The following is a 17710-nucleotide window of genomic DNA, read 5'->3' as shown; positions in this document are numbered from 1 at the left end:
GGGCGGAAATCCGCCCGTTTTTTCTTACATACTGTAGCCAGGTTTTTTAATTAATCTCGCCATCTGCGGCACAATTTCCTTATCCCACACGGCCTGCCACGCCTCTGGCTCAACTTCATTGAGCGCCACGCTGACTGAACTGTCTTTGCTTTGCAAATGACGAATAATAACCTCGGTAATATCCGCCGCCAGGGCGGTTTTCTGTTCGTCGGTAAGAGAGCGAGGAAAACATTTAATATCAACGTGCGGCATAGCAGATTCCTTATTGTTTTGGGTTGCAGGTAACTTATGCGGACTCTCGTTCTACCAGATGAAAACCGACATCAATAATATCGTCTTCACGCGGAATTTGTTCGATACGATCGGCAAGCAGTGAGGCAGCACGTTGCCCGATGGCCCGTCTGTCGACGCTGACGGTGGTGATGGCGGGCCGATTGCTGGCAGCAAAATCCAGATCGCCAAAACCGATTACCGCCAACTCTTGCGGCACGCGTATACCGCGACTTTCGGCCTCCATGATCGCCCCCTGGGCTAGCGTATCAGAGCTACAGACAATGACATCAAACTCGCGATCCGCCAATAGCTGCGTTAATCCAGAGCGTCCCAATGCCAGAGAGGCCGGAAGTGGGACGTCCACCTGTGCGTCAGCAGCAATACCATGACGACTCAACGCATCGCAAAGTCCTTGTTTACGCTGGCCTGCCCGGCGATCGGCAGTCCATAACAACCCCGGACGTCGATAGCCTTTATTCAGCAGATAGTCTGCCACCGCTTGCCCGACCTTTTCATGCGAAAAACCGACCAGCATATCGATGGGTGTTGGGGTTAAATCCCAGATTTCCACGACCGGGATGGCCGCATTAAGAATCACTTTTTTCAGCTCAGCGGTATGATGAATACCGGTGAGTACTACACCATCCGGACGACGAGAAAGCAGCGTCGCCACCAGCTCCGCCTCTGTTTGCGGCGTATAACCCGACACGCAGAGCAAAATGTGGTATCCGCGTTCTGCCAGTTCATCACTTAATGACTGGATGGTATCGACAAACATATTGTTGTTAATTTGCGGAATAACCACGGCGATAAGCTTGCTGCGACGCGACGCCAGTCCCCCAGCCAGTGCGTTGGGAATATAGCCGGTGGCGCGCACCGCCTGCATCACTTTTTCAACCGTTTTCGGGCGCACCAGCTGCGGGGTATTCAACGCCCTGCTCACCGTCATGGGTGACAATCCCGCGGTACGGGCAACATCTTCCAGCGTGGGTGCGCGCGGAGGTCTGGAGTTTTTCACTGTCGATGCCCTTGTCAAAAATCGCTGATTTATCCTGGCATTATTCATCATGATTTTGGCTATTGCCAGCGTTGCTCAGTGATAACGCAGGGAAAACAGCAGCTTAGTTAATTATCGCCACTCAAAATGATAGCGCAATCACAATGATTTGTGCATTTCTCCATAAAGTACTGGAATGTGACGTCGTTTATAATTTACCACCCTTCTCTCTCTGAATTTGTGAGCAATTGTTCAAATCGCAGTCAATTCGCTGGCACAGTGATTGCGCTAACATTAAAAATGATAGCGCAATCATTTGTTATCACCAGGAGAGAACAATATGTCTTTAAGTGCCAATTCCGATTCCGTGACTTATGCCAAATCGGCCAACGCGAAAACCGCAGCAGAAACCGGTGATCGTATTGAATGGGTAAAACTGTCTCTGGCTTTCCTTCCGCTGGCAACACCCGTGAGCGATGCCAAAGTGCTCACCGGTCGCCAGAAACCGCTAACTGAAGTCGCCATAATTATCGCCGAGATCCGCAGCCGCGACGGGTTTGAAGGCGTGGGATTTAGTTACTCCAAGCGGGCTGGCGGCCAGGGAATATATGCGCATGCCAAAGAAATTGCCGATAACCTGTTAGGCGAAGATCCAAACGACATTGACAAGATCTACACCAAGCTGCTGTGGGCTGGCGCTTCCGTGGGGCGCAGCGGCATGGCGGTACAAGCCATCTCCCCTATCGATATCGCATTATGGGATATGAAAGCCAAGCGTGCAGGATTGCCGCTGGCAAAACTGCTTGGCGCGCATCGGGACTCCGTGCAGTGCTACAACACCTCCGGCGGATTCCTGCATACGCCGCTGGATCAGGTGCTAAAAAACGTGGTTATTTCCCGTGAAAACGGCATTGGTGGTATCAAACTCAAGGTTGGTCAGCCAAACTGCGCTGAGGATATTCGCCGCTTGACCGCGGTGCGTGAAGCGCTGGGGGATGACTTCCCGCTAATGGTCGATGCCAATCAGCAGTGGGATCGGGAAACCGCCATCCGTATGGGACGTAAAATGGAGCAGTTCAATCTAATCTGGATTGAAGAGCCGCTGGACGCCTACGATGTTGAAGGCCACGCCCAACTGGCCGCCGCGCTTGATACCCCGATTGCCACCGGTGAAATGCTGACCAGCTTCCGCGAACATGAACAGCTGATCCTCGGCAATGCCAGCGATTTTGTGCAGCCCGATGCACCGCGTGTGGGAGGGATTTCACCGTTCCTGAAAATTATGGACCTGGCGGCTAAACATGGTCGCAAGTTGGCTCCGCACTTCGCTATGGAAGTTCACCTGCATCTGTCCGCCGCTTATCCACTTGAACCATGGCTGGAGCATTTCGAATGGCTGAACCCGTTATTTAACGAACAACTTGAGCTGCGCGATGGCCGGATGTGGGTTTCCGATCGTCACGGCCTGGGCTTCAGCATCAGCGAGCAGGCGCGCCGCTGGACGCAATTAACCTGCGAGTTTGGCAAACGTCCTTAATTAATTTGGCGGGTAAGCAATACCCGCCATCCTCCCCTACAAAAACGCTCTCAACCTTATGAAAGGAGTGGGTGATGAACACAATAATAAAGCGTACAAAAGTGCGTTACGGCATTCTGATATTTCTGTTTCTTGCGACCGTATTTAATTACGCCGATCGCGCGACGTTATCCGTCGTGGCGCCGATTATGAGCAAAGAATTAGGTTTTGATCCTGAAGCAATGGGGCTGGCCTTTTCTGCCTTCGGTATTTCTTATGTCATTATGCAACTACCCGGCGGCTGGCTGCTGGATCGCTATGGCTCACGTCTGGTATACGGCTGCGCACTGATTGGCTGGTCGCTGGTGACTATGTTTCAGGGCACCATTTATCTGTACGCCAGCCCGCTTGTCGTATTGATTATCTTACGATTACTGATGGGTGCGATTGAAGCTCCGGCCTTTCCGGCCAACAGCCGATTAAGCGTGCAGTGGTTTCCTAATAACGAACGGGGCTTTGTTACCTCTGTCTATCAGGCCGCGCAATATATCTCGTTAGGGATTATTACACCGCTAATGACGATTATTTTGCATAATCTCAGTTGGCACTTTGTGTTTTATTACATTGGGGCAATAGGCGTTATTCTTGGCATCTTCTGGTTGGTCAAAGTAAGAGACCCTATGCATCATCCAAAGGTGAACCAGCAGGAAATTGACTATATTCGGGAAGGCGGTGGTGAACCGTCGCTGGGTAATAAAAAAGAACCACAGAAGATTACCTTTGCGCAAATTAAAAGCGTCTGCGTCAACCGCATGATGATTGGCGTATATATCGGACAGTTCTGCGTGACATCCATTACCTGGTTCTTCCTGACCTGGTTCCCTACTTATCTGTATCAGGCGAAAGGCATGTCGATCCTCAAAGTGGGGTTTGTCGCCAGTATCCCTGCCATTGCCGGTTTTATCGGTGGATTATTAGGCGGTGTTTTCTCCGACTGGCTTTTAAAGCGCGGCTACAGCCTGACGATTGCCCGTAAGCTGCCGGTTATCTGCGGAATGCTGCTTTCCTGCGTCATCGTTATCGCCAACTACACCTCGTCAGAATTTGTGGTGATCGCGGCGATGAGTCTGGCGTTTTTCGCCAAAGGTTTTGGCAATCTGGGATGGTGCGTACTTAGCGATACCTCGCCAAAAGAAGTGCTCGGTATTGCAGGTGGCGTTTTCAATATGTGCGGCAATATGGCCAGTATCATCACGCCACTGGTGATCGGCATCATTCTGGCGAATACCCAGTCTTTTGATTACGCCATTCTGTACGTCGGTTCGATGGGGCTTATTGGCTTGATTTCTTATCTGTTTATCGTGGGTCCATTGGATCGTATTACGCTGACCCCTTCTGTCGCGTAATTTAAAACTTATGGCGATAGTTCGCCCGCTGTTCCGGGATTTGCACTCCTGCGGAACAGCGTTTTTTACTCAAATAATCTTATTGCTTTTCAGTACGGTACGCAGCCTCGGATGCTGACAAACCGCATCGGCGATGGCGCTAATATTCGGCGTGTTGTCCTGAAACCAGTCATGCCCTGGTCCCCAGGTGCGCATAACGGCAATGTAAATGTCCAGCAGTGTTAGCTGATCCCCCAATGCGTACGGCTCGGCGCTTAGCTGGTTGTTCAGCCACATATAGAGGGATTTACGGTACTCAATACAGTTCTTTTTCAACTGCGCCGGGGCGTCCGGTACCCATCGGTCAGGATAATCGGCATAGGTAAACGTGGGATAGACATTTGCCACCAACCATATCAGCAGACGCTGAAACTGCTGGCGTTCGGCGTGTCCAACGGGTGGTGAAAGTTCAGGGCGACGATCGAGGATCATCAGCGCGATCGCCGCCGTTTCCGTCATCACGCTGCCATTTTCCAGTACCAGCGTGGGCACCTGGCATAGCGGATTCATTGTTTTAAGCAACTCCCGCGAAGGACCATCGCTGTCAAAACCGTCCACATCAATAAAGCTGTAAGGGATCTCCGCCAGTGTGAGCATCACTTCACTGATGGCCGATCCCCAGCCCGGTACCCCATAGACCTTAATCATGCTGCAACCCCCAACGTTAAAACCCTAAGTGTAGAGCAGCATTCGGCAACCTATGCAGGCATGATTATTACTTTCATAATAACAATGGTCGAATACCGGGGGAGAATAAGCAATGCGTTCCAGTATGTTTGAATACATGAACATTTTTGTACAGGTTGTTGAGCAAGGTGGATTTGCCAGAGCCGCAGATGTGTTACACCTGCACCGCCCTGCGGTCACCAAAGCTATCCAACATCTTGAAGACGATCTGGGGGCAAAGTTGCTTAACCGCACGACTCGTAAAGTGAGTCTGACAGAAGAAGGTGATGCTTTTTACCAACGCACAAAAATACTGCTCAGTGACGTTGATGACATCATGGCTTCTTTCTCGCCAACTCGCCCGCCACGCGGAAAACTCAGGGTTAATGCACCTCTGTCGCTGGCGCACTCCGTGTTAGTTCCTGCGCTGAAAGATTTCCAGTCGCGGTATCCTGACATCGAGATGGTGCTCACCTCCACCGACCGTAGAATCGATATGCTTGCCGAAGGTATCGACTGCATGATCCGTATCGGCGAGTTACAAGACTCTTCCCAGATATCCAGGCGACTCGGTGAAGTAAAGATGGTGACCTGTGCGTCACCGGATTATTTGCAACAACATGGCGTACCGCAGACGCCAGAGGATTTATCCCGACACCAGGCACTTAACTTTTTCAGCGAGCGTCACCGCGAAGCGCTGGAGTGGACCTTCGTCAATAAAGGTAAAACCGAATCGTTCACCCCCGCAGGGCGGATAAGCGTTGATAACTCCGATATTCTGTTGACCGGCTGCTTATCTGGACTCGGCATTATACGTGGCGTTCATGCTGTCCTTGCCCCCTATCTTCAGTCAGGCCAGCTTGTTGAGGTGCTGGCCGATTATACCGGAGAATCAAAACCAGTTTCGGTGCTTTACCCGGACAGACGTCATCTCGCCCCTCGGGTTCGGGTATTCATTGACTGGTTATGCGAACTTTTTAGCCAACAAAAACCACGGATTCAGGGATTATTACAAAATAAGTAATAGTGAAGTTCCGCAACAGCGGTTTTTCACTCTCATCTGAGTCGTTAAATTGTGCAGACCCAATACAGAACAATTTACTGAGGTCTGCTATGTCTAAGGTCGTAGTTTTTAATCAAATTGGTGGCGCTGAAGTCCTGAAGATTCAGGAGATGCAGGTTCGCGCACCTGATGCAAACGAGGTTCAGATCCGCGTGCGGGCTATTGGTATCAACCGTGCGGAAGTTATGTACCGCACCGGACAGTATATTTACCAACCTAATTTCCCGGCGCGACTGGGTTATGAAGCTGCCGGAATCATTGAATCAGTGGGAGACAACGTACGTGAGTTTGCACCTGGCGATTACGTTAGCGTCATCCCGGCATTCAGCTTTCATCAATATGGAATGTATGGTGAAGTCGTTAATGCCCCCGCTCACGCGGTCGTAAAGCATCCACAAAACCTGAGCTTTACCGAGGCTGCTGCCAGCTGGATGATGTATGTGACCGCATTTGGTGCGCTGGTTGAATATGCGGATATTAAGCCCGGTGATAACGTGCTGATCAATGCTGCTTCCAGCAGCGTCGGACTGGCGGCAATTCAGATTGCTAACATGCGGGGAGCAAAACCGATTGCGATGACACGGACCAGTGAGAAACGTGATCAGTTGCTGCAACTGGGCGCGGCAGAGGTTATTGCAAGCCAGGAGCAGGATCTGGTGGCCGAGATTCAGCGGATTACTGAGGGTAAAGGAACCCGCGTGGTGTTCGATCCGGTCGGTGGCCCAGCGGTGGCAAAAATTGCCCAAGTGATGCCAGCCGGTGGGCTCTTTTTCCAGTATGGTTCGCTTGATTCACGTGACCTTTCTATCCCGGTCATTGAGATACTCGGTCGTCATCTGACCTTCCGCGGCTATGAGATTTTCGAAATCACCACGGACGCAGAAAAACTTGCGCGGGCGAAACGGTTTATCTTTGAAGGATTGCAGTCTGGCCAGCTCAAGCCGCTGATTGATAAAACCTTTGCCTTTGATGATATCGTCGAAGCACATCAATACATGGAAGCCAACGGCCAGGTAGGCAAAATCGTCGTCACTCTGTAACCTCTGTGCGGCACAGCCTTGTGCCGCAATGTGTCTCAAAGCACTTTCGACAAAAACTGCTGAGTGCGCGTGTGGCGTGGATGATTCAGCACTTGCTCGCTGCTGCCCTGCTCGACGATTTTGCCATCGACCATAAACACCACCTGATCAGCCACTTCCCGGGCGAAGCCAATCTCGTGTGTTACCACAACCAGCGTGGTTCCCGACTTCGCCAGCGCTTTAATGACATCCAGTACTTCACCGACCAGTTCAGGATCCAGTGCAGATGTAGGCTCATCAAACAGCATGACGCGCGGATTTAGCGCCAGCGCACGGGCAATAGCGATACGCTGCTGCTGACCTCCGGATAAGTGACGCGACCAGGCATCGGCTTTATTCCGTAACCCTACCGCATCAAGCAGAGTTAATGCCCGCTCGGTGGCTGCTTTACGCGTTGCCAGTCCGTGCGCAATGGGCGCTTCAATCAGATTCTCCAGAACCGTTAAGTGCGGGAACAGATTAAAGTTCTGGAACACATAGCCGACGTTAACGCGCTGGCGCAAAATTTCCGCCTCTTTCAGCTCATACAGCTTGTCTCCCTGCCGACGATAGCCAATGTAATCGCCATCGATTTGAATAAACCCCTCATCGACGCGTTCCAGATGGTTGATGGCCCGCAGGAGTGTGGATTTCCCTGAACCGGACGGGCCAAGAATAACCGTTACCGTACCGGGAGGGATCTCCAGCGACACATTATCCAGCGCTTTGTGGCGACCAAAGTATTTGCTGACGCCGGTAATAGAGATATGACCTTCAGGCGAGTGGGACATGGACGGCCTCCTGCTGTGGACGTTGACGACTGCGTTTTTCTGCACGACTCACCCGGGCTGTGTTGATCGCTGAACGTCGTTCGCTGCGTGCCAACGCACGTTCAACCAGGTGCTGAATTAACGACAGGACGCTGGTGATCACCAGATACCATACCGCACCCACCATCAGCAGCGGGATCACTTCCTGCGTGCGGTTATATATCATCTGGATGGTGTAGAACAGCTCCGGCATTGCCAGCACATATACCATCGCCGTCCCTTTCGCCAGGCTGATGATTTCATTGAATCCAGCAGGCAAAATGGTGCGCAGCGCCTGCGGCAGAATAATCCGCAGCGTACGTCGCCCTGCTGGTAAGCCCAGTGCTGCCGCTGCCTCGTACTGACCGTGATCGACCCCTAAAAATCCACCCCGAATAATTTCAGCGGTATAGGCGCTTTGCACCAGCGTCAGGCCAACCACCGCAGTGGAAAACTGACCGAGTACATTGATGGTCTCAAAACTTCCCCACTGAATGGGAGTAAACGGAATACCAATCGTCAACGTGTCGTACAGATAGGAGAAGTTGTACAAAACGATCAGCACCACAATCAGCGGTAACGAACGAAACAGCCAGATGTATCCCCATGCCAGACCGTTCAACAGCCAGGAAGATGAAAGCCGCGCCAACGCCAGCAGACCGCCGATGACAATACTCAACAGCGTCCCGATCAGCGTCAGTAACAGCGTTTGCCCGAGGCCGGACAAGATAACCGGATCAAAGAACCAGCGGGCAAACACGCTCCATTCCCAGCGCGGATTAAACGCCACGGACTGGAGAATTACCGCAAGGGCAAATAAGGCAATGACCGCGCCTACGGTACGCATGGGATAACGTGCCGGTACGACTCTAATGCTATCTGTCGTTTTCATTTTCTCTCCTCAGGCGATTCTGGCCTGACCGGCAATAGTCAGCAGTTTGGTAAAGCGCAGCCGTCCATCAAACGGCGGCAGGCTGTACTCTTCGGGATCGCGCGTCGTATCAAATTGCGGATCGTAGCCCTGGCTTAAATAAAGTCTGACGGCCTCCGGCTGGCGAAATCCCGTGGTCAGATAAATCCGGCTGTAGCCTGCGAGCAGCGCTCTACGTTCCAGTTCCTGCACCACGCGCGCCGCCAGCCCCTGCTGACGCAGGCTGCTTTTTGTCCAGATACGCTTAATCTCGGCGGTATCTTTATCGTAAGGTTTGTAAGCCCCGGTGGCGATAATTTCGCCGCGGCGCTCCAGTACCACAAAAAGTCCCTGCGGTGCCAGATACCATTCGGTCAGTTCCACTTCAGCGTCGCGAGAAAAGTAATCGCCATAGCGGGCGGCATATTCACCGAACAGACCGTTCAAAATGGGCTGCAGCTCGCTGGCTTCCGGTGAGAGCACGCGAAATTGATCGCTCACGATGACCTCCTTAGTCGCCTAAACCGGCCGGGTTGATTTCAGATTGTGGAATGCGTTCCACCCCTTCTCCCCAGCGATTCAGCACCTTGTCATAGTCGCCGTTGCCAATCACGCCGTTGAGGGCGGTTTGTACCGGCAGAACCAGGCCGCTGTCTTTTTTCAGCGTCACAGCGATATGTGCCGCTTTTGGCCAACCGCCATCAACGCTACCCACTAATTGCGTTTTACCGTTAAGTGCAGCTTTCCACGCGCCGATTACATTAGGACCGAAGTACGCATCGGCGCGGCCCGACTGTAGGGCCAGGGTTTGCGCGGCATCATCTTTGGTATACACCGGCGTAAACGGCTGTAACCCTTTCTTCACGTTCTCATCGTTCCAGGCCAACAGAATGGCTTCCTGGTTAGTCCCCGAACCGACGATAATGCGTAGTCCTGCGATATCTTCCGCCTGCTCGATTTTCTTCAGCTTGCTACCGGTTTTGACATAAAAGCCAAGAGAGTCCTTCCGATACGTCGCGAAATCGAATTTTTCTTTGCGTGCTTTGGTGACGGTAATATTGCTGATCGCGGCATCGTATTTGCCGGAAGTGACGCCCAGCGGCCAGTCTTCCCATGACGTAGGAACAACGTTGAGTTCCAGTCCCAGACTGTCAGCCACCAGACGCGCGATGTCCGCCTCGCTGCCGATCAACGTCTTATTGTCATCGGCAAAAACGGTCAGCGGTGGCTGGCTGAGCCCGGCAATCGCCACGGTGAATTTGCCCGGTACGGCCAGGTGCAAGTTTGCGGGCAACTGCGCGATCGCCTGCGGGTTTTTTGCTGTATTGATTGGCGCTTTATTGGCTTCCAGGCTTACGCCGGTGCCGTTAATCGTCACCTCATTTGCCCAAACGGTCGCGCTGAAAGCCAGTGACAGCGCGAGAAATACTGATTTTTTCTGCATAGCGTTTTTCTCTTATTGTGTGAATTGATTTGCAGGTGTCGCTAATCCCAGGCTTGCGCGCAGGGTCGTACCGGGATATTCATGGCGGAACAGGCCGCGCGCCTGAAGCACAGGGACAACCTGTTCGACAAAACGCGGGAAGGTATCCGGCGTGCCACCCTGGATGATAAAACCGTCTGCGGCTTTTTCGTCGAACCACTGCTGCAGGCCGTCGGCAACCTGTTGTGGCGTGCCGCTGAAACGCGGACGTGGACTGGCCGCTTCCAGAGCAACCTGACGAAGTGTTAAACCACGCTCGCGTGCGTTGCGTTTGATCTCATCAGTCGTACTGCGAAAGCTGTTTTGTCCGAGAGAGCCCAGATCCGGGAACGGTGCGTCCAGCGGATATTGGGCAAAATCATGATGTTCAAAGTAGCGGCCAAGATAGTTCAGCGCGTCAGTAACGGAGACCAGCGCAGCGGTAGTCTGATACTGCTGCTCAACGTCTTCTGCGCTGTCGCCAACAATAACGCTGACGCCCTGGAATATATGCAGTTGATCGGGATGTCGTCCGGCGACTTCCAGCTGGCTTTTTACATCCTGATAGAACGCTTTAGCCTCTGCCAGCGACTCCTGATGGGTAAAAATGGCATCAGCATGCTGCGCCGCTAATTTCTTGCCATCTGCTGAAGCGCCCGCCTGAAATATAATCGGACGGCCTTGTGGTGTACGCCCAATATTTAATGGCCCAGCGACCTGGAAATAATCTCCATGATGGTTAAGCGTATGCAGCTTTTGCGGATTAAAAAATTCTCCACTTGTTTTATTACGGGTGAAAGCATCTTCTTCCCAGGAATCCCACAGCCCTTTCACTACCTGTAAATATTCATCGGCAATACGATAACGCTGGGCATGCTCTGGATGCTGAGCGCGAGAATAGTTTTTTGCCGATCCTTCCAGAGGCGACGTCACCACGTTCCAACCCGCGCGTCCCTGGCTGAGATGGTCCAGGCTAGCGAACTGCCGTGCGGTCGTAAACGGCTCGCTGTATGATGTGGACACCGTGCCAACCAGCCCCAGATTCTGGGTGATACTGGCCAAAGCGGATAATACTGTCAGCGGCTCAAAACGATTTAAAAAGTGCGGGATTGATTTTTCATTAATATACAGACCATCGGCGACAAAAATAAAATCCAGCTTCCCTTTTTCCGCAATAAGCGCCGTCTCTTTGACAAAATCAAAATTAATACTGGCATCAGCCTGAGCCACCGGATGGCGCCATGCGGACATATTTCCCGATGCGCCATGTAGAATAGTGCCGAGCCGTAGTTGCCGATTTTCAGCCATAATAACCCCTACCCAACAGGTAAACTTAAAGGTGTGCGAATGCCGTTTTTGCTAACTGCGCAAAGTAGTGCGCGGCAGGTTCAATTAAACGCTCGTCCGGATTAAATCCCGGGTGATGTAATCCGTATTCACTGGCGCTGCCAATACTGACAAATGCGCCAGGTGTATTTTGCAGGTAGACGGCAAAATCCTCCCCGCCCATATGCAGGTCGGCATGGTGGGTGGTATAGCCTGACTGTTTCGCCACCGCGGTGGCAATATCGGCCCAACGATCATCATTTACCAACGCGGTTGGTCCCGCATGCCAGATTACGTCGATTTGTGCGCCAAAGGCGTGGGCAAATCCGGCGGCAATGTCATTAACCCGAGTCTTAACCTGCTGCTGTACCTGGGTTCGGTGCGTTCTGAGTGTCCCTTCCAGCTCAACGGACTCCGGCAGAACGTTCCATGTGTTTCCTCCCTGAATACGGGTCACACTGAGCACCACCGAATCCAGCGTGTTAACGTCGCGACTGGCAACGCTTTGCAGCACCGTTACCAGTTGGCTGGCGAGCAGGATGGCATCCTTACCTTCATGCGGACGCGCCGCATGTGCGCCCTTGCCATTAATGCGCAGCACGAAGCGATCGACATTGGCATAAAATGCGCCGCCGCGTGTGGCAAATTCGCCCACCGGCAAACCGGGCTCATTGTGCATACCGAAAATAGCCGCTACGTTTTGCAGCGCACCGGCGCGGATCAACGTTTTTGCGCCGCCGAAACTCTCTTCAGCTGGCTGGAACAAAATACGGACTCGCCCCGGTAAGGTTATTTCCTGCTGTTTTAGCAGCAGTGCTGCACCAAGCATGACGCTGGTATGGACGTCATGCCCGCAGGCATGCATCACGCCCGGCGTGAGGGAGCGAAACGGAACGTCGGCGCTTTCTTCTATCGGTAGCGCGTCGATATCCGCCCGCAGCGCGATGACATCTTCTCCCTGACCAATTTCAGCGACCAGACCGGTTTTCAGCTCGAACGGCAGAATGTCGACGTCCGCAGCGTGCAACCAGGCGTGAATGCGCGCCGTGGTTGCTTCCTCCTGCAGGGAAAGCTCCGGATGCTGATGTAGTTCACGACGCCAGTCGATAAGCGTTGAGCCGAGAGTCATCAGAGCACCTCCACGGCGTTATGGGCTTGCGCCAACAAACGCAGCGATGTCAGACGCGCATGCCCTTGCGCCACTGGCGTGTCGATAATGAACTCGTCAATGCCAAATTGCGTATGCAGAGCATTCAGCTTTGCCATCACCTCCTGAGCGGTGCCATGTAGCAACGCCTGCTCACGACGCGCGATTTTGCGTGGTGGGCTGCCAGATTGAGCGGCAAACGCCAGCGCCTGTTCTTCGCTGGCTACCGTGACACGTTGACCATCTTCCAGCTCCACGCCCCAGATTTGTACGTTTTCCGCCAGTTGCGCAGCGGAGTCGTAACTGTCAGCCACAATTACCTGCACGGCGACTATCGTCGGGCGTGCACTGTGGGTCTGCCAGAAGGACAAAACGTCATGCAATAACGCTTTGTCACCATTGAGGTGCGCTGCGAAGATGAAATCCCAGTCGGATTGCGCTGCTAACTGCGCGCTTTGCACACTGGCTCCCAGTACAAACTTTTCCGGTGAAATCGGTGGAATTGGCGTCGGGAATACCGTTTCCCCGCTTTCCGTTCCGCTCAGCGCCAGCCAATCGTTAAGCAAAGAAAGCTGGTCGGCAAAACTGCCTTTTTCTGCCTGATGCAGCCCATGCTGTAACGCCTGGGTCGACAGCGGTAAGCCGCCAGGGGCTTTCCCTACGCCGAGATCGACACGTCCAGGAGCCAGCGATGCCAGAAGATTGAAGTTTTCCGCCACTTTGTACGGGCTGTAATGTTGCAGCATTACGCCGCCGGAACCTACGCGGATATGCTGGGTTTGCCCGAGGATCCAGGCGATCACCAGCTCCGGCGATGGGCTGGCCAGCTGTGCCGTATTATGGTGTTCCGCGATCCAGAAACGATGGTACCCCCACTCTTCTGCCAGTTGCGCCAGGCGCAACGTACGGGAAAGCGCGGTCGCGGCAGTTTCACCTTCCCCGATGGGGCTTTTATCCAGAATACTCAGGCGATATGACATGTTACGAGCCTATGTTTGTTAACATGTCTTTATTATTAATTTATCAAATAGCCATACTGAAACATTTAATTCACATTTGCTCAGCTAAAAAGTAGATAACAACTCCTGTTGCTGCCAGGGTTAAAATTTGGATCGCCCAGTACAGGTCGTAACGCTCAACTGAAAAATACCCGCAATTAATAGCCTACAAAATATAATAGGGTCGTTGGCATCACGGTAATAACATCAAAATCATTTGATGCCAGTTTTCTTTTTACGAAAAGGTTTTTTAACGCGATTTACGTTAAGTCAGTTTAAACGACTTGTCACGTTATACGCTTGTATTAATTGTTTCACTTTTATGACACAGGATGAATGATGTTCATAGAAATTTTTATTTTAACTACTTCCACAGAATTGATGATTAGTAGAGAATGCAACGTTTCTTATTAAAACGGTTTAAAACAGATTTTAATATCCCCCGATTTTATTGCGGGGATTTTTGTATGGATTATACATAGCACCATGGGACCTCTATGAAAAGTAACATGCCCGTTACACAAATTGAGCACGCACTTAACGATAAAGCGACGCTGCTTTCTACGACGGATAAAGAAAGTCATATTACCTACGCCAACTCCGCGTTTATTGATGCCAGCGGATTTAACGAACAGCAGTTAATGGGCGAACCACATAATATTATTCGCCATCCCGATATGCCTCCCGCGGCGTTCGCCGATATGTGGTACACGATACAGCAGGGAGACAGCTGGACGGGGATGGTGAAAAACCGTCGACAAAATGGCGACCATTACTGGGTTCGCGCCAACGTTACGCCGGTCTGGCACAATGAAAAACTCACCGGCTACATCTCGGTGCGTACCGTTCCTTCGCGCGATGAAATAACTCAAAGCGAAAGCTTATATCAAAAAATTAATAATCAGCAGCTTAAAGGGTTTCGTCTTTTTAAAGGTATTTTCATTCGTCGCGGAATATTGTCATGGGCATCAATGTTTAAATGGCTGAGCATTAGCCAGCGCGTCAATTATTCTTTAGGGGTAATCGCCCTGCTCTCTGTGCTATTTCTCTTCACTCCTGTTAATCCATTTATTCAGGCGGGAGGGTTATTGTTCTTATTTCTGATGCTTGCTATTTACCTTAAGTATCAAATTTGTCAGCCAGTTAATACGCTACTGACGCAAATGAAGAAAGTGGTATCCGGGAGAAAACCTGATAACTGTCATTTAAATCGGGTGGATGAGATCGGAATGCTGATGCGTCTGGTTAATCAGTCCGGGCTTAATCTGAATTCCCTGGTCGATGATGTCAGTACGCAAATATCCGGTATTCGCGCCATCAGTCAGCGGGTATCAAAAGAAGGTACGGCGCTGCACAAGCGTTCAGAAGAAACCTCCGCCGACCTGCAACAAACCGCTGCCGCCATTGAAGAAATTGGTAGCGCGGTACAGCAAACTGCTGAGACTGCGGCTCATACTATGACCATGGCCGATAAAACCAGCGCCAATGCGGCAGAAGGCGGCGATATTATGAAACAAACTATCGCCATGATGCAGGCGATATCGCGTGACAACGGGCAGATAGTCGACATCATCGGCGTTATCGACAGCATTGCTTTTCAGACTAATATTCTGGCGCTCAATGCCGCGGTTGAAGCCGCGCGAGCCGGGGAGTCCGGGCGTGGTTTTGCCGTTGTGGCGGCAGAGGTCCGTAATCTGGCGCAGCACTCGGCGTCGGCAGCAAAAGAGATCAAACAGCTGATTGAGAAGAATGTCGCTAACGTTAACAGCGGCGTCAAAATGGTGGAGCAAACGGAAACGCATCTCACTGGGATGATTGGCGATGTCCTGCAGATGTCGATGATGATCAAAGATATTAGTCTGGCGACGCGTGAGCAAACCCAGGCGCTGGATCTGATTAACGATTCGATTTCACGCGTTGGCACCATGACACACAATAACGCTGAGATGGTGGAGCGTGTCACCGATGCTACCGCCGATCTGACTCAACGTTCATCGCGCTTACAGCAGGCCGTTCAGGTCTTTGGCGTATCAGCATAACCTTACAGCGCTTATCGGGTGAATGTCTCGATAAGCGCACACCTCTCCACGTATTTACGCCCTTCTCTTTTATTGGCTGAATCGAGGCCACACCGCGCCAGTGCTGGCTGTACAAAAATGCTGAATTCTTGTTATCGGGGCTTTGCGGAACCGAACAATTGAATGTAGGATGCTCGGCCGGCAGTTTTCCCCGTAACACAATGAAGGGTAACGCTGTTTTCGCCGCAACTGGTGCGGCAAAAAGGATTTTGTATTTTTGTCAGGTCAACAGGAAAAGTAATGAACACAAACAACACGCAAGCCGCGGAACAACATGCGGCGAAACGACGCTGGTTGAATGCCCACGAAGAGGGGTATCACAAAGCGATGGGTAATCGACAGGTACAAATGATCGCCATTGGCGGCGCAATTGGTACCGGGTTGTTTTTAGGGGCTGGCGCACGCTTGCAAATGGCGGGTCCTGCTTTGGCGCTGGTCTATCTGGTGTGCGGTATTTTTTCGTTCTTTATACTGCGTGCGCTTGGTGAACTGGTTTTACATCGCCCTTCCAGCGGCAGCTTTGTCTCCTACGCTCGCGAATTTTTAGGTGAGAAAGCCGCCTATGTGGCTGGCTGGATGTACTTCATCAACTGGGCGATGACCGGCATTGTCGATATCACCGCGGTGGCGCTGTATATGCATTACTGGGGCGCATTTGGTGATGTACCGCAGTGGGTGTTCGCCCTCGGCGCGCTGGCCATTGTTGGCACCATGAACATGATCGGCGTGAAGTGGTTCGCGGAGATGGAGTTTTTGTTTGCGCTGGTCAAAGTGCTGGCGATTGTGATTTTCCTGGTGGTGGGTACCGTCTTTTTAGGTACTGGAAAGCCGCTGGATGGTAACGCCACCGGTTTTCACCTGATCACCGACAACGGTGGATTCTTCCCACATGGTCTGCTGCCGGCGCTGGTACTGGTTCAGGGGGTAGTTTTTGCGTTTGCCTCCATTGAACTGGTGGGTACCGCTGCTGGAGAATGCAAAGATCCGCAAACCATGGTGCCAAAAGCGATCAATAGCGTTATCTGGCGTATTGGTCTGTTCTATGTGGGTTCTGTCGTGCTGCTGGTTCTGTTACTGCCGTGGAATGCCTATCAGGCGGGGCAAAGCCCGTTTGTTACCTTCTTCTCCAAACTGGGCGTGCCGTATATCGGCAGTATCATGAATATTGTGGTGCTAACCGCGGCGCTTTCCAGCCTTAACTCTGGGTTGTATTGCACCGGGCGTATTTTACGTTCCATGTCGATGGGCGGATCGGCGCCTAAATTCATGGCTAAAATGAGCCGTCAACAAGTACCCTGGGCGGGGATCCTCGCCACGCTGGTGGTGTATGTTGTTGGGGTATTTCTGAACTATCTGGTACCGTCGCAGGTGTTTGAGATCGTGTTGAACTTCGCGTCGTTGGGCATTATTGCATCGTGGGGATTTATCATGGTCTGTCAGATGCGTCTGCGCCGGGCCATAAAAGAAGGTAAAACGGCTGACGTCAGTTTTAAGCTGCCGGGCGCACCGTTTACCTCGTGGCTCACGCTGCTGTTCTTGCTGAGCGTGCTGGTGCTGATGGCGTTTGACTATCCAAACGGCACCTACACCATCGCGTCATTACCGTTGATTGCCATCCTGCTGGTTGCAGGCTGGTTCGGCGTGCGTAAACGCGTCGCGGAAATCCACCGCACCGCGCCATAACGGCAAAAGGCCTGACAGGTTACCCCTTCAGGCCTTCTTTTTTAGTTCGCTTCAATCAACTGCGCTACGTCGTTACTGTTAATTTCCCGCGCATTCCCATCCTGATCGGTATAGCTGGTCATTCCCGTGTCTTTATCCAGTTTTGGTTTACCCTGGGTGGTGATGGTTTGTCCACTTTTGGTCGTCATAACGTAATCGGTGGTGCATCCTGCAAGGGTAAAGAGCATTACGCCTGCACAAAGACAGATAAATGGCTTTTTCATGGTATTCCCGTGTTAT

17 protein-coding genes are annotated in these 17710 nt (G+C 52.0%); 6 read left to right on the top strand and 11 right to left on the bottom strand.

From position 1 onward, the window contains the following. Positions 1 to 24: 24 nt before the first annotated feature. Together pptA and OGY33_RS07595 are read right to left on the bottom strand one after the other, a co-directional pair. Positions 25 to 252, bottom strand: coding sequence for a tautomerase PptA (pptA, locus tag OGY33_RS07600; RefSeq protein WP_032943490.1), 228 nt, complete (start codon positions 250 to 252; stop codon positions 25 to 27). A gap of 34 nt (positions 253 to 286) precedes the next feature. Beyond that, positions 287 to 1339, bottom strand: coding sequence for a LacI family DNA-binding transcriptional regulator (locus OGY33_RS07595; protein ID WP_410739360.1), 1053 nt, complete (start codon positions 1337 to 1339; stop codon positions 287 to 289). 271 nt (positions 1340 to 1610) lie between these two features. Between OGY33_RS07595 and OGY33_RS07590 the strand changes: the two genes are divergently transcribed. Continuing rightward, the gene (locus OGY33_RS07590) at positions 1611 to 2807 is read left to right on the top strand and encodes an L-talarate/galactarate dehydratase (RefSeq protein WP_100272445.1); all 1197 of its coding nucleotides are present in this window, start codon (positions 1611 to 1613) and stop codon (positions 2805 to 2807) included. A gap of 74 nt (positions 2808 to 2881) precedes the next feature. Next, a complete protein-coding gene (locus OGY33_RS07585) occupies positions 2882 to 4192 on the top strand; it encodes an MFS transporter (RefSeq protein ID WP_008784815.1) in 1311 nt (436 codons plus the stop codon). A gap of 69 nt (positions 4193 to 4261) precedes the next feature. Here OGY33_RS07585 and OGY33_RS07580 read toward each other — a convergent pair whose 3' ends face one another. Next, entirely contained in the window at positions 4262 to 4879 is a 618-nt protein-coding gene (locus OGY33_RS07580) for a glutathione S-transferase family protein (protein ID WP_191238497.1), read from the bottom strand. Between the two features lie 112 nt (positions 4880 to 4991). Between OGY33_RS07580 and OGY33_RS07575 the strand changes: the two genes are divergently transcribed. Then, positions 4992 to 5921: a LysR family transcriptional regulator gene (locus tag OGY33_RS07575; protein ID WP_191238496.1), complete on the top strand. Its 930-nt coding sequence runs from the start codon at positions 4992 to 4994 to the stop codon at positions 5919 to 5921. Positions 5922 to 6010: 89 nt separating this feature from the next. Beyond that, entirely contained in the window at positions 6011 to 7000 is a 990-nt protein-coding gene (locus OGY33_RS07570; protein WP_191238495.1) for a zinc-dependent alcohol dehydrogenase family protein, read from the top strand. Positions 7001 to 7035: 35 nt separating this feature from the next. Here the strand turns inward: OGY33_RS07570 and OGY33_RS07565 are convergent, their stop codons facing one another. The 7 genes from OGY33_RS07565 to OGY33_RS07540 are packed head-to-tail and all read right to left on the bottom strand — an operon-like array spanning position 7036 to position 13652. Next, positions 7036 to 7809 carry an amino acid ABC transporter ATP-binding protein gene (locus OGY33_RS07565; protein WP_191238494.1) on the bottom strand — a complete coding sequence of 258 codons (774 nt, stop codon included), beginning with the start codon at positions 7807 to 7809 and terminating at the stop codon, positions 7036 to 7038. Beyond that, positions 7793 to 8719: an amino acid ABC transporter permease gene (locus OGY33_RS07560; RefSeq protein ID WP_008784820.1), complete on the bottom strand. Its 927-nt coding sequence runs from the start codon at positions 8717 to 8719 to the stop codon at positions 7793 to 7795. The genes OGY33_RS07565 and OGY33_RS07560 overlap by 17 nt, the downstream gene beginning before the upstream one ends. Positions 8720 to 8728: 9 nt before the next feature. Continuing rightward, positions 8729 to 9238: a GNAT family N-acetyltransferase gene (locus tag OGY33_RS07555; RefSeq protein WP_003833076.1), complete on the bottom strand. Its 510-nt coding sequence runs from the start codon at positions 9236 to 9238 to the stop codon at positions 8729 to 8731. A 10-nt stretch (positions 9239 to 9248) separates the two neighbouring features. Next, positions 9249 to 10181 carry an ABC transporter substrate-binding protein gene (locus OGY33_RS24565; protein ID WP_032943502.1) on the bottom strand — a complete coding sequence of 311 codons (933 nt, stop codon included), beginning with the start codon at positions 10179 to 10181 and terminating at the stop codon, positions 9249 to 9251. 12 nt (positions 10182 to 10193) lie between these two features. After that, positions 10194 to 11507, bottom strand: a complete 1314-nt coding sequence (locus OGY33_RS24560; RefSeq protein ID WP_149607247.1) for an LLM class flavin-dependent oxidoreductase — start codon at positions 11505 to 11507, stop codon at positions 10194 to 10196. A gap of 25 nt (positions 11508 to 11532) precedes the next feature. After that, positions 11533 to 12654, bottom strand: coding sequence for an amidohydrolase (locus OGY33_RS07545; protein ID WP_048214163.1), 1122 nt, complete (start codon positions 12652 to 12654; stop codon positions 11533 to 11535). Beyond that, positions 12654 to 13652 carry an LLM class flavin-dependent oxidoreductase gene (locus tag OGY33_RS07540; RefSeq protein ID WP_048214162.1) on the bottom strand — a complete coding sequence of 333 codons (999 nt, stop codon included), beginning with the start codon at positions 13650 to 13652 and terminating at the stop codon, positions 12654 to 12656. Before OGY33_RS07540 ends, OGY33_RS07545 begins: the two co-directional genes overlap by 1 nt. Before the next feature lie 515 nt (positions 13653 to 14167). Here OGY33_RS07540 and OGY33_RS07535 point away from each other — a divergent pair. Together OGY33_RS07535 and ansP are read left to right on the top strand one after the other, a co-directional pair. Beyond that, positions 14168 to 15709, top strand: a complete 1542-nt coding sequence (locus OGY33_RS07535) for a methyl-accepting chemotaxis protein (protein WP_048214161.1) — start codon at positions 14168 to 14170, stop codon at positions 15707 to 15709. A 279-nt stretch (positions 15710 to 15988) separates the two neighbouring features. After that, positions 15989 to 17431: an L-asparagine permease gene (gene ansP / locus OGY33_RS07530; RefSeq protein ID WP_191238493.1), complete on the top strand. Its 1443-nt coding sequence runs from the start codon at positions 15989 to 15991 to the stop codon at positions 17429 to 17431. Positions 17432 to 17472: 41 nt separating this feature from the next. Here ansP and OGY33_RS07525 read toward each other — a convergent pair whose 3' ends face one another. After that, positions 17473 to 17694, bottom strand: coding sequence for a YgdI/YgdR family lipoprotein (locus tag OGY33_RS07525; protein WP_003020157.1), 222 nt, complete (start codon positions 17692 to 17694; stop codon positions 17473 to 17475). Positions 17695 to 17710: the final 16 nt, after the last annotated feature.

It is taken from the genome of Citrobacter sp. Cpo032, from assembly GCF_030332975.1.
GTDB lineage: Bacteria > Pseudomonadota > Gammaproteobacteria > Enterobacterales > Enterobacteriaceae > Citrobacter > Citrobacter portucalensis.
This window is presented reverse-complemented; position numbering and strand designations above follow the sequence as displayed.